Annotated in this window: 27 protein-coding genes and 1 tRNA gene; 23 read left to right on the forward strand and 5 right to left on the reverse strand. The window is 41.5% G+C overall.

The genetic code is table 11. The features are described from left to right. Positions 1–11 precede the first annotated feature (11 nt). Entirely contained in the window at positions 12–1,664 is a 1,653-nt protein-coding gene (locus tag MKY93_RS02470; protein WP_340758144.1) for a sensor domain-containing protein, read from the reverse strand. 134 nt (positions 1,665–1,798) lie between these two features. On the opposite strand from MKY93_RS02470, the gene MKY93_RS02475 reads away from it, so the two are divergent. From MKY93_RS02475 to MKY93_RS02485, 3 genes are all read left to right on the forward strand, one after another. Continuing rightward, positions 1,799–2,746 (forward strand): DMT family transporter, encoded by a 948-nt coding sequence (locus MKY93_RS02475; RefSeq protein WP_009766297.1) that lies wholly within the window; start codon positions 1,799–1,801, stop codon positions 2,744–2,746. A gap of 81 nt (positions 2,747–2,827) precedes the next feature. After that, positions 2,828–4,546, forward strand: a complete 1,719-nt coding sequence (locus MKY93_RS02480) for an ABC transporter ATP-binding protein (protein WP_340758145.1) — start codon at positions 2,828–2,830, stop codon at positions 4,544–4,546. Further along, on the forward strand, positions 4,543–6,360 hold the full coding sequence (locus MKY93_RS02485) for an ABC transporter ATP-binding protein (protein ID WP_009766295.1): 1,818 nt from the start codon (positions 4,543–4,545) through the stop codon (positions 6,358–6,360). Before MKY93_RS02480 ends, MKY93_RS02485 begins: the two co-directional genes overlap by 4 nt. 658 nt (positions 6,361–7,018) lie before the next feature. Here MKY93_RS02485 and MKY93_RS02490 read toward each other — a convergent pair. Then, positions 7,019–7,462 carry a YusW family protein gene (locus MKY93_RS02490; protein ID WP_340758146.1) on the reverse strand — a complete coding sequence of 148 codons (444 nt, stop codon included), beginning with the start codon at positions 7,460–7,462 and terminating at the stop codon, positions 7,019–7,021. A 124-nt stretch (positions 7,463–7,586) separates the two neighbouring features. Further along, a complete protein-coding gene (locus tag MKY93_RS02495) occupies positions 7,587–8,603 on the reverse strand; it encodes a DUF2804 domain-containing protein (RefSeq protein WP_078817416.1) in 1,017 nt (338 codons plus the stop codon). Positions 8,604–8,676: 73 nt separating this feature from the next. Here MKY93_RS02495 and MKY93_RS02500 point away from each other — a divergent pair. Then, a tRNA-Ala gene (locus tag MKY93_RS02500) sits at positions 8,677–8,749 on the forward strand. A gap of 137 nt (positions 8,750–8,886) precedes the next feature. Here the strand turns inward: MKY93_RS02500 and MKY93_RS02505 are convergent. Further along, on the reverse strand, positions 8,887–10,059 hold the full coding sequence (locus MKY93_RS02505; RefSeq protein WP_340758147.1) for a site-specific integrase: 1,173 nt from the start codon (positions 10,057–10,059) through the stop codon (positions 8,887–8,889). A gap of 156 nt (positions 10,060–10,215) precedes the next feature. Next, positions 10,216–10,773, reverse strand: coding sequence for a helix-turn-helix domain-containing protein (locus tag MKY93_RS02510; protein ID WP_340758148.1), 558 nt, complete (start codon positions 10,771–10,773; stop codon positions 10,216–10,218). Between the two features lie 133 nt (positions 10,774–10,906). Between MKY93_RS02510 and MKY93_RS02515 the strand changes: the two genes are divergently transcribed. The 19 genes from MKY93_RS02515 (at position 10,907) to MKY93_RS02600 (ending at position 24,094) form a co-directional block, all read left to right on the forward strand. Then, entirely contained in the window at positions 10,907–11,170 is a 264-nt protein-coding gene (locus MKY93_RS02515) for a helix-turn-helix domain-containing protein (protein ID WP_340758149.1), read from the forward strand. Beyond that, the gene (locus MKY93_RS02520; protein ID WP_340758150.1) at positions 11,163–11,426 is read left to right on the forward strand and encodes a helix-turn-helix domain-containing protein; all 264 of its coding nucleotides are present in this window, start codon (positions 11,163–11,165) and stop codon (positions 11,424–11,426) included. Before MKY93_RS02515 ends, MKY93_RS02520 begins: the two co-directional genes overlap by 8 nt. A gap of 64 nt (positions 11,427–11,490) precedes the next feature. Beyond that, on the forward strand, positions 11,491–11,643 hold the full coding sequence (locus tag MKY93_RS02525) for a hypothetical protein (protein WP_340758151.1): 153 nt from the start codon (positions 11,491–11,493) through the stop codon (positions 11,641–11,643). Between the two features lie 141 nt (positions 11,644–11,784). Further along, the gene (locus tag MKY93_RS02530; protein ID WP_340758152.1) at positions 11,785–11,997 is read left to right on the forward strand and encodes a hypothetical protein; all 213 of its coding nucleotides are present in this window, start codon (positions 11,785–11,787) and stop codon (positions 11,995–11,997) included. Next, the gene (locus tag MKY93_RS02535; RefSeq protein ID WP_340758153.1) at positions 11,997–12,359 is read left to right on the forward strand and encodes a hypothetical protein; all 363 of its coding nucleotides are present in this window, start codon (positions 11,997–11,999) and stop codon (positions 12,357–12,359) included. Before MKY93_RS02530 ends, MKY93_RS02535 begins: the two co-directional genes overlap by 1 nt. Positions 12,360–12,581: 222 nt before the next feature. Beyond that, complete coding sequence (locus MKY93_RS02540; RefSeq protein ID WP_340760892.1) at positions 12,582–13,412, forward strand: bifunctional DNA primase/polymerase; 831 nt, start codon at positions 12,582–12,584, stop codon at positions 13,410–13,412. Beyond that, the gene (locus MKY93_RS02545; protein WP_340758154.1) at positions 13,412–15,118 is read left to right on the forward strand and encodes a DUF927 domain-containing protein; all 1,707 of its coding nucleotides are present in this window, start codon (positions 13,412–13,414) and stop codon (positions 15,116–15,118) included. Before MKY93_RS02540 ends, MKY93_RS02545 begins: the two co-directional genes overlap by 1 nt. Positions 15,119–15,439: 321 nt before the next feature. Further along, positions 15,440–15,676 (forward strand): hypothetical protein, encoded by a 237-nt coding sequence (locus tag MKY93_RS02550; RefSeq protein WP_340758155.1) that lies wholly within the window; start codon positions 15,440–15,442, stop codon positions 15,674–15,676. After that, entirely contained in the window at positions 15,673–15,999 is a 327-nt protein-coding gene (locus tag MKY93_RS02555) for a sigma factor-like helix-turn-helix DNA-binding protein (RefSeq protein ID WP_340758156.1), read from the forward strand. Before MKY93_RS02550 ends, MKY93_RS02555 begins: the two co-directional genes overlap by 4 nt. Further along, entirely contained in the window at positions 16,000–16,359 is a 360-nt protein-coding gene (locus MKY93_RS02560; RefSeq protein ID WP_340758157.1) for a hypothetical protein, read from the forward strand. A 28-nt stretch (positions 16,360–16,387) separates the two neighbouring features. Further along, complete coding sequence (locus tag MKY93_RS02565; protein ID WP_340758158.1) at positions 16,388–17,080, forward strand: hypothetical protein; 693 nt, start codon at positions 16,388–16,390, stop codon at positions 17,078–17,080. A 304-nt stretch (positions 17,081–17,384) separates the two neighbouring features. Further along, a complete protein-coding gene (locus MKY93_RS02570) occupies positions 17,385–17,714 on the forward strand; it encodes a hypothetical protein (RefSeq protein WP_340758159.1) in 330 nt (109 codons plus the stop codon). Positions 17,715–17,728: 14 nt separating this feature from the next. Further along, entirely contained in the window at positions 17,729–18,343 is a 615-nt protein-coding gene (locus MKY93_RS02575) for a hypothetical protein (RefSeq protein WP_340758160.1), read from the forward strand. Then, positions 18,343–18,780, forward strand: coding sequence for a hypothetical protein (locus tag MKY93_RS02580; RefSeq protein ID WP_340758161.1), 438 nt, complete (start codon positions 18,343–18,345; stop codon positions 18,778–18,780). The genes MKY93_RS02575 and MKY93_RS02580 overlap by 1 nt, the downstream gene beginning before the upstream one ends. A 9-nt stretch (positions 18,781–18,789) precedes the next feature. Beyond that, positions 18,790–19,137, forward strand: coding sequence for a phage tail assembly chaperone G (gene gpG / locus MKY93_RS02585; RefSeq protein ID WP_340758162.1), 348 nt, complete (start codon positions 18,790–18,792; stop codon positions 19,135–19,137). Between the two features lie 13 nt (positions 19,138–19,150). Next, on the forward strand, positions 19,151–19,240 hold the full coding sequence (locus MKY93_RS20390; protein WP_445683474.1) for a Com family DNA-binding transcriptional regulator: 90 nt from the start codon (positions 19,151–19,153) through the stop codon (positions 19,238–19,240). A gap of 75 nt (positions 19,241–19,315) precedes the next feature. Beyond that, positions 19,316–23,485 (forward strand): peptidoglycan DD-metalloendopeptidase family protein, encoded by a 4,170-nt coding sequence (locus tag MKY93_RS02590; RefSeq protein ID WP_340758163.1) that lies wholly within the window; start codon positions 19,316–19,318, stop codon positions 23,483–23,485. A 58-nt stretch (positions 23,486–23,543) separates the two neighbouring features. Continuing rightward, positions 23,544–23,744 (forward strand): helix-turn-helix transcriptional regulator, encoded by a 201-nt coding sequence (locus MKY93_RS02595; RefSeq protein ID WP_340758164.1) that lies wholly within the window; start codon positions 23,544–23,546, stop codon positions 23,742–23,744. A 26-nt stretch (positions 23,745–23,770) separates the two neighbouring features. Beyond that, positions 23,771–24,094 carry a DUF771 domain-containing protein gene (locus MKY93_RS02600; RefSeq protein WP_340758165.1) on the forward strand — a complete coding sequence of 108 codons (324 nt, stop codon included), beginning with the start codon at positions 23,771–23,773 and terminating at the stop codon, positions 24,092–24,094. Positions 24,095–24,100 lie beyond the last annotated feature (6 nt).

The following is a 24,100-nucleotide window of genomic DNA, read 5'->3' on the forward strand; positions in this document are numbered from 1 at the left end:
GTCAAAAACAGTTATTTGATTTCAATCTGCTCTGCAGGTACCGGCTTTCCTATAAAATGACCTTGGACCGCGTCGATGCCCATTTCTTTCAGCAATTCGAATTGCTGTTCATTGCGCACGCCTTCTGCGATCGTATACAAATTCATTGTCTTAGAGAATTGAATCATACCTTCGATCAATTGTTGTGTTTTCGAATTGCTTAGTAAAGTGTCGATGAACACGCGATCAAATTTAATGCTTGTGATCGGCAAGTGCTGTAAATAGCGTAGAGACGCATAGCCTGAGCCGAAATCATCAAGCGTAAATTGCAGACCGAGGCTTTGGAGTTCCGACATTTGGGTAATCACAGATTGTTCTTCTTCTGCCTTAAGCGCGAACTTCTCCGTGAACTCTAAAGAGACTTTATTTGCCGGACAGCCTGTTTCATTTAAGATAGAGAGTAGACGGTTTTTCCACTGTGGATTTAGGGATTCTCGAATGGAAGAGTTGATCGAGATGTTCATTTCTGTGCCGGCGCGATGCCATTTCGTCGCAAATGTCATCGCTTCTTCTGCCACAAATGCACCAACTTCTTCGATCAAACCATTCTCTTCCGCAATAGGAATTAACTCGTCCGGACTGATGACACCCAGCTCTTCATCTTCCCAACGGACTAACGCTTCATAGCAATTAATGCTGTTGCTTTTGATATCGATTTGGGGCTGATAGGCGACTTGTAACGTATTACGGTCCAATGCAGTGTACATTTTTCGATCGATTTCTAAACGACGATTCAGAATTTTATGGGATTCAGCAGACAACGAAGCAATTCGTCCTCCGCCTTGGCTGATGACATCATCGGCAGCAGTTATGGCCACTTTGTATAGCTGCATATACGTTTGTTGATCTTCCGGATACCGAACGATACCGCCGCTAACCGAAAGCGTCTGTGCATTGTGACTCAAGTAAATCGGTTGTTGTTTCAAGAAGTCATACAAACCTTGTATGTACCAATCACCGAAAGCGGTCAGCACGACAAAACTATTCGTATCAATGCGTGCCACTGGGCTGTCTTGGAAATATCGCTTCAGACGGTTGGTGAACTCTTGAATTAGCTCTGTCTCAAATTCTGGGGATTGCTGCTCTTTCATAGAGAAATAATGGTCGATCGTCAAATAAACGAATGAGAAATGCTGGCCTAGTTTAATCGATTCATTCACAACTTGCTCTAGTTTATGCCGGCTCATTAGACCGGTCTCTATATCAATAAACGCGATTTCACTTAATTTTTCTTGCAGACGGATATCTTCTGTAATATCCAGCTCTACGAAGAGGGTGGATTGCAGCTCTCCGTCTTCTGACATGGTAGGGACGGCGAGCGTGTTAACATAAAATGGTTCGCCTCCGCGAGTCATTTTTTCCACTTTTCCGGACCATGACTTTCCGGATAACAGACAATCCCAAATCGAGTTGACGGTTTGTTGGTTCTTCGGATCATCTGAGAACATTTGCCAAATGGATTTCCCGATAATTCGTTTAGGTGTCCAGCCACTGATCGTCAGATAGTTTTGGTTTGCATAGGTTATTAGTCCCTCACTGTCTGTATGAGTGACTAACTGAAATTTATCGAGACTATTGACTAATGAGGTTTGTTCTTTAGTTTCCGGGAAGTTAATTGTATTCATTAGTGAATGCTCCTTTCCGATTCTACTATATAACTATTATAGTATAAAAATCATCTATGTCTATATAGTATGTATGAACTTTATACTATAAATTATGATGGATAGTTGATTTCTTTCATTAGGGGGAATGGTTTATGATGCGATTGAAAGGGATAATGATGATTATTGTCGGTTCCATGTTGTGGGGGGCTACAGGCCCCATGATGGAATGGATTTTGCATAATAGTGATATTTCCGTTTCCATGCTGCTGATTCTGCGTTTGATGATTGCCGGCGCTGCTCTCCTCTTCTTATTGAAAGCTAAAGGGGTGCAAGTGGGACGGCCAATGAGGCAAAAGCTTTGGTTACGCAAAATGGTCATGTTCGGTGTCTTTGGCATGCTGGGTGTTCAGTTCGGCTTCGTCCAGACAATTGCGCATAGTGACGCGGTCGTGGCCACGCTTTTTCAATTCGTCGCGCCGGTCTACATCATCATTTTACTCTCCGCTGCACAGAGGTCCTTTCCTCCTGCGGGCCAAGTGATCGGCATGGTTGTAGCTTTATTCGGTTTATATCTACTGCTGACGAATGGCTCGTTTTCCAGTATTACATTGAATACGGAAGCGATTATTTGGGGAGTAGTAGTTGGATTTGCCTTTACGTTCTATACATTGTATCCAGTCGTTTTAATGGCTGAATGGGGTGTATTGCTGGTCGTGGGCTGGGGGATGTTCATCGGCGGGGTAGTGTTGTTTATCATCAATCTCCCGTCCTTTTTAATGAATCTTTCCTTGCTGTTAGATGGTCCGATGATGGGAATGTTGCTACTTGTCACCATCATGGGAACGCTCGCCTTCATCCTGTTTTTACAAAGCATGACGTTCATCACTCCTGTAGAGACAAGTGTACTGTCTTGTTTCGAACCGCTCACAGCAATGGTAGTCTCGGTCCTTTGGCTCGGCCAAATGATGGGAGGGTGGCAAATAAGCGGCGCCATAATCATGTTGCTCGGTGTAGTTTGGTTATCCATAGGCGGTGACAGTAAGAAAAAAACTGTGCCGCCGCCAGAGCCGGTAGTGCCGTATGAGCCGTATGATATGTAGCGTCTTCATCTGTACACCCCGCGATTGAATATGACATAATAAAATAAATGAAATACAGTTGGGGAGTAAGAGGTGGAACAGATGAAGACGGTTTTTCGTTTTGCGTTACCTTATAAATGGCCTATGATGATCGCTATATTCCTAATGCTTTTGGAATTGGCAGTCGAACTGATCCAACCTTTGCTGATCGGTAAAATTATAGATGAAGGCATCATGCAGGAAGACCTCGGCGCTGTCGGACTTTGGGGAGCTGTCATGATGGGCCTTGCCTTCGTTGCGCTCTTTTCAGGAGTCGTCAACTCCTATTTCGCTTCACATGCGGCGCAGAGCTTTGGGTTTGACTTGCGTCAGGCGTTATTTAAAAGAGTGCAGACAATGTCGCTCACTGCTTTTTTACGCTTTCCGACATCCAGCCTTATCACCCGACTGACGAGCGATGTGACACTTGTGCAAAATGCATTGTTCATGGGGCTACGCATCATGGCGAGGGCTCCTCTGATGGTGTTCGGAAGTCTTGCCATGGCGTTCGTTGTCAATCCGAAGTTAGCCATTTTCTTATTGGCAGGAGCGCCATTTTTAGCGATTTTTCTGGTCATCATGGCCCGCAAAGGAGTGCGGCTCTTTGGAATAGTCCAACGTCGTCTTGATTCGGTCAATCGATTGGTACAAGAAAACTTGCAGGCAGTTCGGCTGATTAAAGCCTATTTGCGTGGCGCATTCGAAACGAGTCGTTTTTCAAAAGCTGCTGGAGACTTGAAGAAAGACAGTGTCCATGCAATGCGCTTAATGGAATTGATTTTGCCTGTATTGTTATTTATTATGAATGCCAGTTTCATGGCGGTGCTTTGGTTCGGAGCGGATGAAGTAAGAAATTCCGGAATGCCTGTAGGAGACGTTGTGGCGATTGTCAACTATGCGATGCGCATGACGAGTGCATTTTCCATGTTCTCCTTTTTGATTGTGATCTTTTCGCGCGCTAAAGCATCTTCTGAGAGAATGGAAGAATTGTTGACGACGGACGATCAGCTGGAGGTGCTTGAAGCCACGGATAATTCATACGAAGGTGCTTCCGCAGTACGTTTTGAACAGGTTTCATTCCGCTATCCCGATACGAATGAATATGTACTGCAAGATATATCTTTTGAAGTGAGACCAGGTGAAAAGCTTGTGATTATGGGCGCGACAGGTTCCGGTAAATCTACACTGTTGCAGTTGATACCGCGGATGTTCCAGGCGACAAATGGTACTATTTTGGTCGGCGGCAAGAAAATAGGGGAGTGGCAGCTTGATGCGTTGCGGAAGATGATTGGCTATGTACCTCAGCAATCTATGTTGTTTACCGGGACAATCATTGACAATCTAGCGTGGGGTAAGCAAGGAGCTAGTCTGGAGGAAGTGGAGGAAGCTGCGAAGAAAGCACAAATCCACCAATCGATCATGCGGTTTACCGATGGTTATCACACACGAGTCGGGCAGAAAGGCGTCAATTTATCCGGAGGTCAGAAACAGCGTCTGTCAATTGCTCGTGCGTTGATTCGGAAACCATCGATTTTGATTTTAGACGATAGCACCAGTGCGTTGGATGTGAAAACGGAAGCGGTGTTGTGGGAAGCTCTCACGGAGGAAGATACGACGATGTTCATTGTTACGCAAAAGATTCAGACCGCACAAATTGCAGATTCGGTGTTATTGCTTTCAGATGGAAAAATCGTCGGTCATGGGACGCATGATGAACTGCTGAATTCTTCCTCTTTCTACCGGAAAATCGTGCAGTCGCAACAGGCGGAAGGGGTGGAATGATGGTGAAACCTTTTACCAAGCCATTTGGCTATGAACCGATTATCGGTAAGGATGATTTAAGTAAATCCAGTCGTAAAAAAGTTCAGAAGGCAGGCGATTGGAAATCGGTACTGTTGCGTATTTGGCGATTAATCGATCAACAACGCGGTCTGCTCATCGCCGTATTGTTTCTTGTTTTCGCCAGTTCTGCTCTAGCTTTGGTCGGTCCCTTGATGATCGGGAATATTATTGATCACTACATCATTCCGAAGAAAGTGGATGGTTTGGGGATGCAAATCGGCTGGCTGCTTGCTGTTTATGCCGGTTTTTCCGTTGCGACATACTTGCAGAACTACTGGATGGTCGGTATTGCCCAACAAACGGTTTATCGGATGCGGACTCACTTATTCGGTCAGCTGCAGAAGTTGCCCATTCGCTTTTTCGATAAACGACAGCACGGCGAATTGATGAGTCGTGTGACCAATGATATCGAAAGTGTCAGTCAGACCTTGAACTCTTCGCTTATCCAAGTGTTTTCGAGCGTATTGACATTGGTCGGTACGGTGTCCATTATGCTCTATTTAAGTCCGTTATTGACGTTGCTGACAATGATTATTGTGCCGTTGATGTTTCTTGCGATGCGCTGGATCACAAGAAGGACGGGTATTTTATTCAAAGAGCAGCAGCGGGCGATTGGTGAGTTGAATGGAATGATCGAAGAAACTGTATCAGGTCAACGTGTAGTCAAAGCATTTTCTCGAGAGCAGAATGTCATTGACGAATTCGCTGAAAAAAGTGAGCGTTTAAAATTGGCTGGGTTTTGGGCTCAGACGTATTCGGGATTCATTCCGAAAGTGATGAACACGCTGAATAATATGTCGTTTGCCATCGTGGCCGGTGTGGGCGGCTTGCTTGCGGTGACAGGGTACGGTGGTGTAACGGTAGGGACAATTGTTATTTTCAGCGAATACGCGAGACAGTTCACAAGACCTCTCAATGATTTAGCCAATCAATTCAATACCGTGTTATCTGCAGTCGCAGGAGCGGAACGTGTCTTTGCAATTATGGACGAGCCAGTAGAGAAGGATGAGGTCGCTGAACAAACTTACACGCTTCAAGGAGATGTTGAGTTCCGCGACGTAACATTTGGCTACGATGAGGAAGTGATTCTCAATTCGATTAACTTTCACGTCAAACCAGGCGAAACGGCCGCTTTTGTCGGAGCAACCGGAGCTGGCAAAACGACGATCATGCAGTTGCTTTCTCGATTTTATGAAGTGGATGGCGGACAGATCTTGCTGGATGGCGTGCCGATCGATCAGCTGCCGCGGCAATCTGTGCGCAGTCAGATGGCATTCGTTTTACAAGATCCATTTTTATTCGAAGCAACTGTGCGGGAGAATATTCGCTATGGACAGTTGGATGCAACCGATGAAGAAGTGGAAGAAGCCGCAAAGCAGGCGAATGCGCATGCGTTCATCAGCAATTTGCCTAAAGGCTATGATACGGTGTTGACTGCAGGAGGAGAAGAAATTTCCCAAGGTCAGAAACAACTGCTTTCCATTGCCCGCGCGTTGGTGGCAGATCCAAAGTTATTACTATTGGATGAAGCCACCAGCAGTATCGATACTGTGACAGAACTAGCGATACAAGAGGCGCTGGAACGCTTGACTACAGGTCGGACAAGCTTCATCATTGCTCATCGCTTGAACACGATCCGTAAAGCAGACAAGATCTATGTGTTGGCGGACGGAGAAATCATGGAATCAGGCAGCCATGCGGAGTTACTCGAACGCAAAGGAATGTTCTACGACATGCTGAAAAATATAGATTGAACACAAAAAGCCATCTGTTCGCTGTTATATCAGGGATAAATGATGTGAGTTCTTATCCAAAAGTTGTGAAGGGTATAGGCACCGTTGATCTACGTTCCAGGCGGACGCTTTCCGCGGGGCGCGCGGTGAGCCTCCTCGTCGCTACTGCTCCTGCGGGGTCTCACCTGTCGCGCTAATCCCGCAGGAGTCGCCGCCTTCCACTACGATCAACTAGCGTATTTCCCTGAAGTTAGTGAGTCGATTACTTAATATTAATAGTTGTAAATACATGAACCAACGTCCAAGTATATGCGCAGATTTTTTCAATCCAAAGAAACGAAAACTCATACTACATACAGTGAGTTCGCTATGTATAACAGTTCACATTATAGGGATTGAAGCGAAAGACGGGCGAAAAGCAAGGATTTTGCTCCCAACGCTTTGCTTATGCTCGCAAAAGCCGTTCTCCGTGACGGCTTTTCCTGAGGGATTTAGCTCGAATGATGAGACCCCGGACTGAGCGAAGCGAAGGAAGCGGCTTATCCACGTCCCACGGAAAGCGTCTCGTCTGTAGCGCAAGCCAATGTACTACTCATGGTTTTTGGATTCCAACTTATTATTTTGATGTTTATCCATAAATTAAGCCATCGATCCAATGAAGGATCGATGGCTTTTTGTGTTATTTCTTCTCTTCAATGTCTAGCGATTTATTATCTGTATACTTCACGTCTAGTTCGAACTCATCATAATCATCAAGTCCGTACCATTTCAAAATTCTCTCGATTGCTTCTTCTTTTGTCGTATCACTGTCTAGCAGAACTTCCATAAACATTTTGTGCATACTGTCAATTGCATCGTTGCCTTCTTTGTTCACTTTTTGAAACTCATTGATGTATTCTGCATCGGAAGGTTTGACGTCTTCATAATCGACTTCAATCTTCTTGCCGTCTTTCTTGATCGACAAATCGAAGTCTGTGAAACCGTAACCGTCCCCTGTGTTAATGGAACTGCCTTTATCTTCATCTTCGTAACCGATTGTCGGATCGTCATTATTAGGTGCCTCTTTTTTCGAAGAACAGCCTCCCAAAATTAAAACTGAAGAAAAACCCACAATTGATACCATTCGTAAAAATGACATGAGCGCCACCCTTTCAAAGTTCATAGTACTTATATTATGACCTGAAAAGGCTGGAGCTAAACCACAAATTCAAGGTATGAAGAGAATGGAGTATGCCTAAATACCTGGATTATCGATCTGTGCGCTGTAGAATGGAACCGAGCATTTGTCTGATCGGCAATATTTGATCATTCGGCAGACGAATCTTTCCGTGATAATAACCAACCATTTGATTAACTGACATCTTGCGAATACAATAACGATCAAGTGTATGTTGCTGGAAGAATGGTTTGAATGTTAAGTTGACATCATTTGAAAATTTTGATTGAATACGCCAAGGATTTAAGGGGTTTTCAATATTTCTTTCAAATAATACATCTTCGTGGATCTTATACATTGTACCTTCCACAAACACTGCATTTTCTGTTAAGCCTGTGCCGTCTGTCCAGCCTCCGCCTAGATTCAAGCCCACTCGTTTTCCACCTGTCCGTTGGGATGCCATCGCCCAGCTCCAATCCGTCATACTGCTCCAAACACCTCGGCCATAATCATGGACCGCGAAGCTGTAATAGGGATTGAAATCGTATCGTCGATCGCCAATTTTTACAAAGCCACCGGTAGGTAAAATGGCGTGTTTGGAAGTGAAATGGAAAATGTCGCGACTTTTTGGAATGACGACATTCAATGATTCATCTTTTTCAGGATGGATGATGTGCAGATCTGCATGCAACGTTTCGTTGTCGAAGTCAGGAATAGTGACAGACAGATGCGTTTCACCTTGCATGTGGACGAACTGAACAGTAAGTTGGTCATGAATGAACTTGATGCTGTTCAAAGGTTCTTCGGGCATTTTGACACGTCTACCCAGTGGCAAGGTCAGATACTTTTCATAGAATCGCTGGGTTTCGTAATCTAGTATGTAAATTTGACAAATAGCTTTATGGTCCAGATGAACAATTGACGTAGAAAATAATAAATCTTCTCCATAAATACACCAATAATTCCACCTTTTCTTTTTCATAAACTGCCCTTTGAGATTACTGATTACTAAAGGACTTCGGGCAAATCCAATTGACTCAGGATTGAGAAGACCCTTTGAATCGCATAATACCACGGATTCGGTCAGTTCTCTTTCTGCATGCTGCATCTGTCCTACCACCTTTCTTGCCTATTGTCTTTTCATCGAACACTTGCTATACTCTATATTGTATCAGAAACGAGGGGCATTAGCTCAGCTGGGAGAGCGTCGCGCTGGCAGTGCGAAGGTCAGGGGTTCGAGCCCCCTATGCTCCATTTTAGAAATTCAATGAGTTTCAAACAAAGTCAAAACCCTTGATATATAAGGGTTTTTTCTTTTTCCTAAAATCAATGAATTTCATCGGACCGTATTCAAACGTAGTCAAAGCCGTAGTCAAAATGCAGGCATGCATCTACATTTTGATATAGTCGGCGAACTTCAATATTGCTTCTTCTTTTGCTTCATTTGTGACGTGTGTGTAGATGTTCATCGTCGTTTGAACGTCAGTGTGTCCTAAACGATCCTGTACCTCTTTAATGCTTGCACCGGCTTCAAATAACAATGAACAATGTGTATGGCGTAAACCATGTGTCGTGATTGTGCCTAATTCATATTTATCTTGGACATGCACAATCCATTTACGTGTTTTTGTTGGCTGCAAGTATTCGTTGTGCTCGTTGCTAAACATAAGCTGCTTGGACTGCAATGTATTAAAGCCGAGTTTTAAATAATCTTGCTTCTGCTTTTTCTTCCACTCTTTCAAGATGGCGACTGTGTTGTCATCCATTTTGATTGTACGGGCTTCACCTGTCTTTGTGGACTTAACATACAACTTGTTATCCTTCCCCCGTGAAAGCGCCTTGTTGATACGCAACTCCTTTGTGGTGAAGTTCAGGTCAATCCAGTTAAGGGCTAACGCTTCGCCTTTACGCATACCGCTGAAAGCAAGTAAACGGAATAGGGCATATGCTTTGTAGTTACTTTCCTGTTCTAAGCAAGATAGGAACTTGATAAGCTGCTCACGGGTATAGAAGTTCTCCGCTTCATCTTCATTAGTTACAACTACCTTCTTGGAAGCAGCGGCAGGCATATCTACATAGGTGAATGGATTTGTTTCTATATAGCCGCGTTTAATCGCAAAATCTATAACTCGTGCGGCATACGATTTTACCTTGCGGAAACTTTTTAATTTTGCCGCCCATTCATCCACATGTTTTTGACATATATCTACGTTGATTTTGTCTATTTTATAAGCAGCCATTGCAGGCAAAATATGATTTTTAAAGAGTTCTTTTGTTTTAACAAATGTACTTTCCTCAACAGTCTTTTCGTACTGAACAATCCACAAGTCATACACATCTCGGTAAGTTTCAGCCGTTACTTTTCTAAAAGTTCCGTTGTCTATCGCCAGTCGTAAGCGAGATAGGGCCAACTGGGCTTCTTTTTGTGTTTTAAAGCCTCTTCTAGTGGTCCTTTGTTCTTTTCCAGTCAGTGGATTAACACCTACATAGATTTGAAACATGTAACGTTTTTCACCGTTTTTTAGTTTGTAGCTTTCAATTGTTGATTTCTTTTTCTTAGCCATTATAATTCTCTCCCTGTTTGTCCGGGCAAGGGCAATTAAGGGAAAAAGTCTGGATTTAAATATAAATATGGAATTCTAATTAAAAATCTTCATTGAATTTTTTATGACATAGGCACGGTATGCCTATTTACTGCCGCGTTTATAGATGTATGCCATTTAATCATCGCCCTTATAATGGAATCGCCTTTTTAAAAACTCTTTGAACTCTTTTGTTTCCCCTTCAATAAAGTCTAATAGTTCGTCTTGTTCAACATAATCATGTTTACCGTAATTTCTATATTTAATTAGTTGAACAATAATTACTGTTAGAGTTTTAAGTTCCTCTTCATTAGAGGTGCGGAGAAAAATTAATGCGTTTGCAAGGTATTGAGTTACTGCATACTCGAGTTCGCTTTCAGATAGTTCTTTTAGTTTTGTTTTCACATATTTAGTAGTACCGGCATTTCCGGCTTTAATCTTACTTGCAACAGGTTTGAATTGTTCCTTTAATTCGCTATCGTCCAAGTCGTTTAAAGTCTTTTTACCAGTCGTAAGGTAAAGCATTGAAACGTTTAGTTTTTCAGCTAGCGCTTCGAGTGTTTTGGAACTTGGGTTTTTTCTGTTGTTTTCTATATCGCTTAGATAAGATCGGGAAATACCCATCTTTTCAGCCAGTTCTTGTTGTGTGAGCTTTTTTTCAGTTCGTATCCTCTTTACATTTTCACCTATTGACATACCCTATCCCTCCTATAAGCTAAGGATAGCAAAAAATGACGCCGATAGGAAACATTTTCTTGACACTAATTTTTAAGTTATGCTATACTTCAATTAAGGAGTGACGCCGATAGTGTACAAAGGAGGGTTAGAAATGAATATAAGAGCGATTTACCCGGTTAGATTAAGGGAAGAGCGTAAAAAAAGAGGATGGACACAAAAAAAGGCAGCGGAAAAAATCGGCATCTCGAGAAGTTACTTCTCAGACATTGAAAATGGTAGAACGTTACCTAGTGGCGAAATTCTTTTTAATATCAATGATGAGTTTCAAATTTTTTTAATCATCTGTGACGCCGATAGAGTTCGAAATGAAAGCGGAAGGAAAGTAACTAATACGGAGGTGAAAGTAAATGGTTAGTATCTTTTCCCAAGAAGTCCAACAAGAAATGAGAAATGAGATTGTGGAATCGGTTATGAAGACTCTAAGCGTTCTCATTCAGGAAAATAGTAAGCGTTACCTGAGGCTAGCTGAGGCAAGTAAATATGCTTCTATTTCTCACAACACTTTAACAAAGTGGATTGAGGTTTATAAGTTGCCGGTCTGTTGTATTGATGGTGTACGAATTATTGATACCCAAGATTTAGATGCAATGATTGCGAAATATAAAATATAAAACCCGGGCAAGGGCAATTAGGTAGATTTTTAGTTCCTAAAAAAATGTGAAAGAGGTGAAGCTGGTGGACCACGTGATTGAGGATATGAAGGAATGGAAACGTGCTTTTGAACACGATAACGACGGCCACAGGGACGAAGACACCCTTCACTGTATAAAGAAGGCGATTGATGAATTAGAAAAGTATTATACACACCATGACAATGAAAGGTTATAAGGTGGTGATCTAATGAAGGATATCCTAAACGCACTTACCGGCACGGAATCAGAAAATGCAAACGTGTTAGCAATCAACATTTTCTACGTGGCAATTGTCATCATTACATTTATTGTAGCGATTAAGTAGGAGGGAAACGATATGGAGACTATGCAGATCACACTGTATAAAAGTTCAATCGAAGAACTGGAAGAATACAAAGCATTGCTAAAAGAGGAAGCTGAATTGGTGGGGCTTGAAAGTGAATGTTATGACGTTGAGCTGGATCATCTTGCGAGGTTCGCAATTCTTCAGGCTTTGGAGTTGATGAAAGAAAAAAATCGTGAATTGAAGAGAAAAAAGGAGGGCTCATGATGGACAAGACAAACCAAACAGCAGAAGAACTTGCATTTGAGATTACCTATAGTCTTGGTTACTTAGGTTGTTTACTCGAAGATCTAGAACACGCTAGAAATGTTTTAGGTAGGATGGCGCTAGACGCGAAAGACAAGTATGCCGGTGATAAGCAAATGTATTTTTTGTGGGATAACAACGACGCTTTGCAAACAGTAGATAATTTAATGTTTCGTTTGCTAAAAGAAGTTAATCACGAATACAAGAAAATTGACGAAATGCAAACCCTATTAGGTGATTTGATAAAGGTCGGGGAATTGAATGAAAAAAAGTCTGTCATTGTTGCGAAAAATGACGAATCAGAGCAAATAAAAAAAGCCTAATTCCGTTGCACCGGACGAGGCTTGGGATATAAACTCTTATTTAATTTTATAACAAATCGGCAGGTGATGCAAATATCACTGTTAGGTAAGTAGCTAAGCAGGAGGGAATTGTGACGCTAACCAACAATACACCTAACTTTTATGCACAAAGGACTGAATCTTATGACACTAATTGTACCAAAGAATACAGGTGAAATCAATGTACGATCACACAATAAACAGATGCTTAGAGCCGCGCTGGCTTATGCAGATCTTCTAAACTGGCATGTGTTCCCTGTCCATAGCCTAAGAGGGGCAGGGAAATGCACCTGTCAGAACATGAACTGTAAACAGATAGCTAAACACCCCATCCCGCGCAATGGTTTGAAAGCAGCTACCAATGATCTTGAAATTATTAATCAATGGTGGGGAACGGATTACCCAGGGGCAAATATTGCAATTCGTACAGGCAGAGAGTCAGGAATTTTCGTTTTAGATGTAGATGTTCATAAGGTGGATGGACGTGAGACTCTTGAACAGTTGACTGAACAACATGAACCGTTGCCTGATACTGTCGAATCGATTACCGGGTCAGGGGGCAGTCATTACTTATTTAAATATCAAGAAGGTATAGGCAATAAGGTGAACTTTCAACCTGGCCTAGATATACGAGGAGATGGTGGCTACATAATAGCTTCTCCATCTATTCATGAAACAGGTACACGATATGAGTGGGAACTTTCAAGTAGACCATTGGAAGTCCTAATAGCTGATGCACCTCGGTGGCTAACAGACCTAATAAAGCAGCCGACCCAGGTAAATGACGGTAAAACGATTGCGCAACCATCCTCACACTGGCAAAAGCTTATGCAAGGTCTGGCAGAAGGCGAGGGACGCAACCCTGCAGCCACTTCCATTGTTGGCCATCTTCTATCAAGGAAAGTAGATTTATTATTAGTTTACGAGATGATGCATTTATGGAACGAACGAAATAATCCCCCGATGGATCGTGAAGAATTAGATACAGTTATTGCGAGTATTGCTAAAAAAGAATTTGAAAGGAGGGGGAGATAATGACAAAACCACCTGTTGAAATAATTAATCTTGCTGAAAGGCAGAAAGAAAAATTACAAAAACCTGAAATTCAAACTGTAGATCACCCCTCCGGTTTTAGCGTACGAATACCAGAAGGTTTTGAGGTCAAAGAAGGTAGGCTTTATATTATCGTTTCAGAAGGCAAAGGTGAAAATAAAATTACATTTCCAGTTCACTTAATTAGAACGTTTCCGATCATCACACGATCACTTACTAATATAGAACGGTCTGAATTTTACTACGAACTATGTTGGCAAAATGAAGGAAGATTATACAAAGAAGTAGTACCTGCTTTGACCATATCAACTGCTGTCGAACTCAAGAAGATTTCTAATATGTCATTAGCGGTGAATGATAACAATGCTAAGAACCTGATTAATTTCTTCGATAAGTTCTTGTTGCTAAATAATGTACCATCTACGGAAATGGTTGAACGGCTTGGCCATGTAGAAAAATCATTCGTCCATCCTTTACATACGGACGGTTTGGAGATTCTTCCTGGTGACATAGGCGAGAAACAAATATTTGAAGCGTTCCAGTCGTCCGGCAGTAGTAAGGAATGGATTGAAACAGTATTGAAATTGGTTGAACCACATCCGAAAGCGTTATTAATGCTCATATCTTCATTTACATCAGTTATCTTAAAGGATTTGAAATTAGGACCATTCATTATTGATCTATCCGGTCCTACGTCTAAAGGTAAAACGACCTTATTGAAGGCAGCGGCGAGTGTGTGGGGTACTGAGCATCTTGTTTCTGAATGGAATGGTACAGCAGTCTCTTTCGAACGTAAATCAGCCTTCTTGAACAGCTTTCCTTTAATTCTGGATGACAGTATGAAGGCGGATGAACGGCAGTTACAAAGATTTATATACAACTTTAGCGGCGGTCGATCTAAAGGGCGCGGAAGTGTGTCAGGTAGTCAGAAAGAATTTTCATGGAATAACCTAATGCTTTCTACTGGTGAAACGTCACTCGTTGATTATGCCGAAAGAGCCGGGGGAGCTGCAGCGCGAGTATTACCGATAAAAGGATTGCCGTTTAAAGATCCGGATCATATATTTTTCAGTGAACTTTATACGGCAATAGAAACTAATCACGGAACCGTAGGGATGGAATTTCTTGAACACTGGCAAAAGAACGTGAAAGAGTTGCTCCCTTTGTATTATCAGCATAATGAAATGTTCCAAAAGAAAAGTAATGGGAATGAAGTTGTTTCTAGGATAGCCCGACATTATTCAGCTATTTATTTTACAGCGGGTCTACTGATGAAGTTTTTCAATGCACCACTGGATCTTGGTTGGCTGGAAGTATTATTTGATGAAATTATGGAAGAAAACAAATCAGTGGACAAGCCCATGCAAATGTTAGAAGCGTTATTGACTGATCTAGACGCTTCCAGAGAATGCATTTCAGGAAAGTATGAATCAAAGATGGAGATGAAAGCAATCTATAAAGACGGAACGCTTTATCTATTGCCAGCCTACCTGAAGGAGTTCTTAGGAGTTGAAATGAACGCAATCAGAAACGAGTGGTTGCGAAGAGGAATTACTTTAGGGACTGATCGTGATGGTAAGAAAACTGATACTCGACAACTTAAACATTTGCGAAAAAAATACAGACCTGTTCCTTTTAATCCTGAAGTTATAGAAAAAATAGGTTTTGACTTTGAAGAAGAAGAATAATTCCAAAAGGTACCCAAAGTACACAATGCTAAGTCGTTAAAATTCTATTTGGGTACCTAGATAAACAGCTTCATATCAATGTTTTTATTATATAAGTACCCAAAGTACCCAAAGTACCCAATTATTTAATAGGTTCATGACAGTGATTTCATTTACATCTGTTAATAAATATATATCCTACAATCTTAGAAATATAGGGTACTTTGGGTACCGGACAGGTTGAGGTATTGGTATGAAAAGGTTTAGAAGGTACCCAGCGAGTACCCAAAGTACCAAAATAACACCTAAAGGTACCCAAATACGATAAAAGGAGTCGAGAAAATGACAAAACAAAACATCGTAACACTAAAAGAAACGACTTACGCAAAACCAACTGAATTGTATTCTGTGGTAGAAAAATGTGTGATCTGCAAAAAGCGACACATTCACTCCGCTAATGAAGGGAGTCGAGTCGCTCACTGTATCGATCTGCCGTATATCGCTTCTTATAATCTTGTGGTAGATCGAGAGAATCCAGAGAATATCCGATTAGCTGAAAAGTATGGTGTCCAGCTATGAGATGGCTAACTGATTTGTGGGAGCTTGAAAAAGAAATATCCAATTTAGAAATGCGACTTAAACAATTGAAGTTGGAAATGCCAGGGCATGAAGCTATTCAGGCACTAGAAGGAATCATTGAATTCAAGAAAGAGACTAGAACAGGAACAATAGAATTGGTAAGCACCTTTAGCACTCTTCAAAACAAAATAATGAAGTTGAAATATATTGATGGCCTGACTTTAGATAAAGTTGCTCAACAATTAGGCTACAGTAGCAACCGCGTTAAACAAATTCATGCCGAATTAATAAAAACCATCAAGTCAAATAGAGAGGTGGGATAAGTGAATTTATGGATAGGCGATTACTTTAAGTTACGAAATGAAATTCATTATTTAGAGTTTAAATTAACGGATGACCAGCTCGCCAATGAAGACCGTAAGGAAACACAGGCACAGTTAGATAAACTTTTGATGCGTGAAGGTGAATTCAAGGTTATTTTAAATTCATTCGAGGATCTTGATAGTCAGATTTTGAAGATGAAGTATATAGAAGGGATGACGTTAGAAGCAGTCGCTAAAGTTTTAGGATACAGCGCTAATTATATTTACACTGAACACTCAAAGATTATGAAAGTTATTAAGAAGTTTGAACTCATCCACTCTAACTTGGAACAATTCAAAAAGAACTTTTCAATAAGATAGAGCAAAGAAGTGAAATGAGGTGTGCAGCGTGAACCACTCAACCCTTTCAGAATCATTCGGTGAACAAATAAAAGAATTGACAGCTGGAACTATTTACGAAGTGGAGCCAGATGAAGTTGATTCTCCTGATAAAGCAATGGACCAAGAAGAGGCAGGGATCAGGAGCGTTATGTACTCACTGTGGATGTCTGCACAATCGAAGAAGTTGGCCGAACGAATGGAGCGCAGACAGACCGAACACTTCGAGCAGCTGTATGAGTTCAGCTATGGCGTGCCTATGTACGATACAGACCAGCCAGTCATGAAGGGTACAGAGAACCTAGCATTGATGATACTGGACGAGAAGAAGGCCTACATCAAGCGTATAGAAAATCTGTATGGAGAACATAAACTCTTCCTATCTATCATGGACAGTCTGGACAAGCCGTCTAGTAAGTTACTCAGCAGATTCTTTCTACACAATGAGAAGGTAGACTATGTGTCCTTACGCCGGGTCTTGAAGAGGAATCTCAAACGCATCGAACAGTTCTTTGTCAAAGAAGAACAACGATTAGAAGATGAAGCAGAGCGATTAGAAGATGAATACCAAGCAGAGCGGGGCCGTATTCCTTTCATGAAAGGGCGATTGAAAGTATATATGACGAACGATGAAATACAGCGATACAAGGACAATGAGGCGAGCAAGCGAAGAGAATTGTGGGATCGGCTAAGTTTCTTCTGACATAATGCGTTCCCTATCCAGATTATCGGACGGGAAGGCAGCGGCTGGATTGCATTGTGTGTGGATGTAAAGGCCGAAGTGAAATAGATGCCCCCCAGGAATAATTTTAGTCTATTTCTTTTTCCCCGGGACCGGTGAGGGTAGTGTTCTGTCCAGATTTTATTAAAAATGTTCTCGCGTAGGGGGTGGGGGTGCTGAAAGTCAACAGTCTCATATATTTATAGCAATTACTGTACGTGAAATTTGGGGTCACTCTAATAAAAAGGCGGTGAAAAGTGTGTTCGACAAAATAGATTTAAAGATGATGGCAGAACAAGAGATACAGAAAAACAATTTAAATGGCTTAGTGAAAGCAGTAAGGGAAGGCAAAATTGATATGCAGGTGGCTAAAAAATTATTACTGCAGCACGGTACTCCAAACAGCGAAATTGATGAAGCGTTTGCAAATTTCAAGCAGAACAGCAAACCTAAAAGCAATGCTGGAGCCATCAAGTTCATTGATAGGGTGACAAAGGCTGTAGAAAGTAATTTATCTAAAAGCAGAGAAAAACGTATAGCAGAAGAACGAAAAGATATGGAGATCCAAGCAAGAAGAAACGATTATCTGAAAAAATACTATGAGAAATTATATTAAAGGGAGAGAATGGCATGACAATAAATACGGATGATTATTATATTGAATCAAAAAAGGCGATCCAGGCAACGTTGGAGCGTGAAGATATGTTACTTAAAAAGATGCAGCCAGAACACGAATTAACAATTCTACAATCAGAAAAGAAGGAAGTTCGAACGCCGGAAGAATTTGAAGCGATCAATGAGAGAATTGAAGAATTGAAAAGGAAAATTAGATTCAATCAGCTAAGCGAACCGGCAATACCTGCTGAATTTCGTGAGGCGATTAAACGAAATGTACATGTGGAAGGGTTGGCCACTTCCGAAAAACTGAATGAATTGAAAGGGCAGCTAAAAGAGAAAATCGAATTGCTGGAAAACGAAATTCTTCCGTTAGTTGAATCAATTCGAGATCTAGAGAAGATGAGCTTGATCCCTGAACAAATTGGTATGTTATTAACTGCAGAAATTGGATATATGGAACCGATGACAGTAAGCGCCCGTTCTAAACTTTATCATCCTAACGGGGACCGAATCAAAGCGGGGAACGCGGTGAAATTATTAAATGGAACACTACTGGAGTTGAAGGGTATTAGTGTTCCGGTGGAAACAAATAAATTTATCGCATTCTTGAAAAGGGGGAAAAAATAATGTATGAATTTCAAAAGAAAATTTACAGATTGGAACAACCGGTAAACACTTTTTACTATCCATATCAATTAGAAATTATATCTGACAATATGATAATGTCGGTTGCTTTATATAACAAAAAGGGTGGCCCTATTCTTACAACGAAGGATAAAATCGATAAACTTCTGGATATTAATAAAATGCCATTCAATGGAAAACGTTCTTTTGATAAAACTTTCGAAAATGAACCGGAAGAAGTATTGAAAGAATTTGTGATAGAAGGCGCAATTAGAAGTATGGCGCATTATGGCGTGAGAGGTATTAAGCATACGCATATCGAAAAAGACATTCCTTGGATTTCTTTAGAAAGAGGGAAAGATTTCAATATAATTGTAGGTGCCCGTGTGGAGATAGAACAAGAAAATAAACCAACATTTGATGACATCGAAGTGTTATGAGGTGAATTCATGAAACGTATGAAATTAGAACTTCAAATAGACGGAAAGAAAAAAGTCTTCCGTCCGAAAAATAGTATAACGATTGATGTAGTGAATCGTTCCCTGGAGTTGGAACAAGTACTATTAAAAAGCAGTGATCCATTCGAAAAAATACAAGCGTGTATTCCTTATATTTGCGCCGTGTTCGGACATAAGTTTACAGCGCAGGATTTGGAAAGGAATATCGAATTCACGGATATACTGCCACTGACCAAAGAAGTGATTTTTTATGTTACGGCTTATGCAAAATTACAGCTGCCGACGGAAGACCCGAAAGGCCAGGTGGTGCCGTTTGACCTCCACAGGAAAAGAAATTAAAGAGATCCGTTGCATGAAGTGTAATCGGTTGTTAGGAAAACTGAAAGGAACTGTGGAAATCAAATGCCCGAAATGCGGGGCGTTCAATTCTTTCAGTAATTAAATATCAGAGGATCAATAGAATCCCTAATTAGAGACTCAAGAAGTCCATTCCGTTTTTATATCGGAGTGGACTTTTTTGTACAAAAAAATAAAAAAGGTTGGTGAGAAAATGGCAGAAAGGATAGAGGGCCTGACGATTGGTCTTTCATTAGACACTATGAAGGTAGACACAGGACTAGCGAGTTTGAAATCCAAAATGTCCCTGCTAGGCAGTGAAATGAAAGTCAATATGTCCGCGTTTGATCGTGGGGAGAAATCCTTAAAAAAGTATGGCACGCAGTTAGAAGGTTTAAATAAAAGAGTGGAAGCACAAAAAATTTCTACTGAAGCCGCTAGAAAAACGTATGAAAAAATGGTGACTGCTCATGGAGAGGGATCTGTGGAAGCCGAAAAGGCAGCTACTCACTATAACAATCAAGCTGCCGCATTGAATAATTTAGAGCGCCATGTCGGAAGCGTTACAGCTGAAATGAAAGAGTTTCAACGACAACAAGAAATACAAGGCACTACATTATTTAAGGTGGGCGATCAGTTAACGAATTTCGGTACTGGACTGAAATCCATTTCTGATAAAGCCGGAAAGATTGGTAGTAGTTTAACCAAGAAAATTACACTGCCTGCTGTCGGTGCGGCATCTGCTTTAGGCGGTATTGCGCTAGTTAAAGGATTTGGTCGACTAGTTGGCATTGATACCGCACGCGCCAAGCTAAAAGGCCTTGGACACGATGCAACTGGCGTTGAAAATATTATGAAATCTGCCCTCGAATCAGTTAAGGGTACATCATACGGTATGGACGAAGCGGCAACCACAGCCGCAAACGCTGTAGCAGCTGGTATTGAGCCAGGGAAAGAATTGACGAAGTATCTATCACTGACAGGAGATGCAGCCGCTATTGCTGGTGCAGGACTGGGAGAAATGGGATCTATTCTAAACAAGGTTCAAACATCTAACAAGGCATATAATGGCGAGTTACAACAATTGTCTGATAGAGGTTTACCTATCTATCAATGGCTAGCAAAAGAGGCTGGCGTTGCCGAAGATGCGGTATTCGATCTTGCGAAAAGCGGAAAAGTGTCCTCTGAAATGCTCATGAATGCCATTGAAAAGAATATTGGCGGAGCGGCTAAGAAGATGGGTGAAGAGTCGTTCACAGCTGGTCTATCAAACATGTGGGCTGCAGTCGGTCGTATAGGTGCATCGTTTTTAGATGCTGGAGGAAAGGGTGGGGGCTTCTTTTCGCAAATGAAGCCAATGATTGCAAATTTCACGGATCGTATTGATGATATTGGAGTAACGGCGGAAAGAGTTGGTGTAAAAGCCGGCGAAATGTTTACTGGATTTATAGATAAAATGAAATCACTGAAGGCCTCTTATGATAATTTATCCCCATCCATGCAAAGCCTTTTGAAAAATACCGTACTTATCGGATCTGCTTTCGCTATCGGGATCGGACCACTGATTTTAGGATTGAGTAAAGTAGGCGGGTTAGTAGCTAATGTTTCTCTAGTGGTTGGACCATTATTAACAAAGATGGCTTCAATGGGCGGTCTGCTTGGTACGCTGAAAGTCGGTTTTGCCGCACTTACTGGCCCTGTGGGCCTTACGGTAGCCGCAATTGCCGGATTGACAGTAGCCGGGATAGGTTTGTACAATCATCTGAAAAAAGATGCCATACCAGAAGTCGATCGATTCGGTAAAGGTGTCAGTAAGTCAACAAAAGAAGCACTCACAGGTTTCTTCGATTTGTCGGATGGCGCCAGTGAACAATTAAGCAAGATGACCATTAAAGGTAAATCTGTTACGCAAGAAATGGCTGATAGCATATCCGGTAAGTTCAGCAAAATGAACAAACAAATCCTGGACAATATGAAAAAACAGCACGGCGAGCAAATCAAAGAAATGGAATCTTTCTTTTTAAATAGTAGCGCTTTGTCTAATGAACGTGAAGAAGAAATTCTTCGCAAACAAAAAACGCGGAATCAACAGCGAGAGGTTGAACAAAAGTATGCAGAGGAACGAATTCAGCAGATTTTGCAAAACGCTGCAGATCAAAAGCGTCAGCTGACAGAAAGCGAACAGCAACAGATCAATGCGATTCAACAGAAAATGAATGAAACAGCGGTTGTCTATCTGACAGATAACGAACGCGAACAGAAAGTTATCCTGGAGAGAATGCGTGCCACTGCTTCCGATCTATCTGCCAAACAAGCGGCGGCAGTAGTAAAAGAATCGGCTACAGCACGTGACAAAGTAATTGCTGATGCTGACAAGAAATTTAATGACGTGGTTGCGTTTGCTACTAAAGAGCGTGATGAAACAGGTAGTATCAGTGCTAAAGAGGCTCAAGACATTATTAATGAAGCAAAAAAGCAACGTGATGAATCTGTCAAACACGCGCAAAATAAGCATAAAGATGTTGTGACGGAAGCTCAAAAACAAGCGAAAGAACACGTCAAAGAAGTCAACTGGGAAACTGGAGAAATCCTATCCAAGTGGGAAGTTATGAAAAAAGGTGTCACGGATAAAACTACTGAATTAGGTAAAAACGTCAAGGATAAGTTTTCGGACATGTGGAAGACAGCAAAAGAAAAGACTTCCGATGGCGTCAAGACGGTAAAAGATGGTTGGACAGACATGAAGAATAATGTCACAAATAAAGCAGAGGAAATGAGAAAGAACGCCTCTGATAAATATGAGTCTCTCCGTAAATCTTTTAGTGACAAATCACAACAACTAAAGACGGATACCAAGCAAAAGTTTCAAGATGTAAAGGGCTCAATTACTTCCACACTTACTAAAACACGTGAAAAAGCAGATGAGATTTTTGGCAAGATCGTCAGCGGGGCCACTGCATTGCCAGGGAAAATGAAAGACGGCATTGTTAAAATGGCTGGTCTTGCCGTAGATGGTATTAAAAATGTTGGTCAGAAGATGGCAAATGCGTTTGGCGCTGTTGTCAACGGCTTGATCGGCGGACTAAACTCTATCACCAAATCTTTAGGAGTCGGCGGGAATATTCCTAAATGGAATGTACCGAAATTTGCATACGGTACAGACTCTCACAAAGGTGGTCTAATGGTTGTCGGGGATAAATTCGGTCGTGAATTAGTGGAGCTGCCTACCGGTGAAACTTTCTTGAGTCCTGACACCGACACGCTAGTAAACGCTCCAAAAGGCACGCGTGTTATCCCTAACAAAATTACAGAGCAATACCTGAAAGGTGACATTCCCCACTTTGCAAAAGGCGCAGGCGTGATGGATTGGGTGAAGGACAAAGCAAGTAGTCTCACTTCCGCTCTCTCCAACGTGTGGAATTATGCTAAGAATCCAATGAAGCTGATCGATGCTATGGGTCTCGGTAAAATCACAGGGTTTGCAGGCGGTATGGCATCGATGGCAAAAGGTGCATTCGGATTTGTGAAGAATAAAGCATCCGAATACCTGAAAAATATGTTTAAAAAAGCAGAAGAATTGAAAGGTGACGGTTTCGGCTCACCATTCAAATTAACTTCTCGTTATGGTTGGCGTACTCATCCAATTACAGGCGTGCGTACATTCCACCGCGGTGATGACTACGGTGCTCCATCCGGCACACCAATACCTAACCAAGTAGCAGGAACAGTTGTAAATTCCGGATATATGGAAGGTCGCGGCAATTACGTACGCGTTAAATCTGGCATCATGGAGCGTATCTATCAGCATAACTCACGTAACTCAGTAAGAGTTGGTCAGACTGTTTCAAAAGGTCAAACGGTAGGTTTAGTCGGATCCACTGGATGGTCAACAGGTCCACACTTGCACTATGAGGTGTTTAAGAATGGCGTGAATATTGATCCTAATGGATATGCCACAGGCGGATATATTAGTAAGCCTACCCTCTCTATGTTGGCCGAAGAAGGTCACGGGGAATTCGTTATCCCTACTGATCCGAAGCGCCGACCGGATGCCATGAAATTGTTGGCATTGGCTGCTAAAGCTATTACAGGTGGTGGGGGTAATAATGCAATCCGTCCTGGAGGTTTAGGCAGCAGTAGTGCGGGAGTGTTTGGCGATATGCTTAATACGCTTATCCAGCAAAATCAGATGATGGCAGAACAGAATTCATTGCTTATGAAGTTGCTACAAAAGAGTACAGATGTATTCCTGGATGGCAAACTCGTAGGTGAAGGCATCTATGATACTGTGGATGCTATGAATTATGATAGAACTTCCACAGCTGCATACATGAAAGGAGTTAGATTATAAGAGGGGCTTCGGCTCCTCTTTTTTTGTGTTAAGATTTATAAAAAAAGGAGGGAAAAGTATGGATTATAGAAACTTACGACGAGTTCGTGGAGTGAAATCATTATGCGAATACTTAACTTCAATAAACTGTCCGATGTCAGAGTCTACAATTTACAGGTTGATCAGGACGAAGCGAATTCCTCATATCAGGCCATCAAAACAAATATTGATTTTCGATTTAGATGCAATAGATCGATGGTTGTCCATTGAGGAAGTATGATCAGAATTTAAATAGGAGGCTTGACCATGCAACAGTTGAAGGTAGAATTAACAATTCCTATACCTGCTGAATCTGTGATAATTTCTAAGGTTGAGCTAGAAGAGTTAAAAAAGAATCGATTACAAGGTGTGTATTGGAATATGCAAGATTTAGAAAAACGCACAAATAAAAAACAAGCGTGGTTAAAAGAAAATATCCTTTACGTTCCTAAGTTCAAAGTATTACTTGATGTGGAAAACGGTGGATTTGTCTACTATCCTAATAAGAGGGGAGAAAAATGGAGCTTCTTAGCCAGCGAAATGGCAAATTTCCTCGACAAAAACTTCTACCTAATATTTGGCGATAAGTAATTATAT

This window comes from Sporosarcina sp. FSL W7-1283 (assembly GCF_038003105.1).
In the GTDB taxonomy this organism is placed as follows: Bacteria; Bacillota; Bacilli; order Bacillales_A; family Planococcaceae; genus Sporosarcina; species Sporosarcina newyorkensis.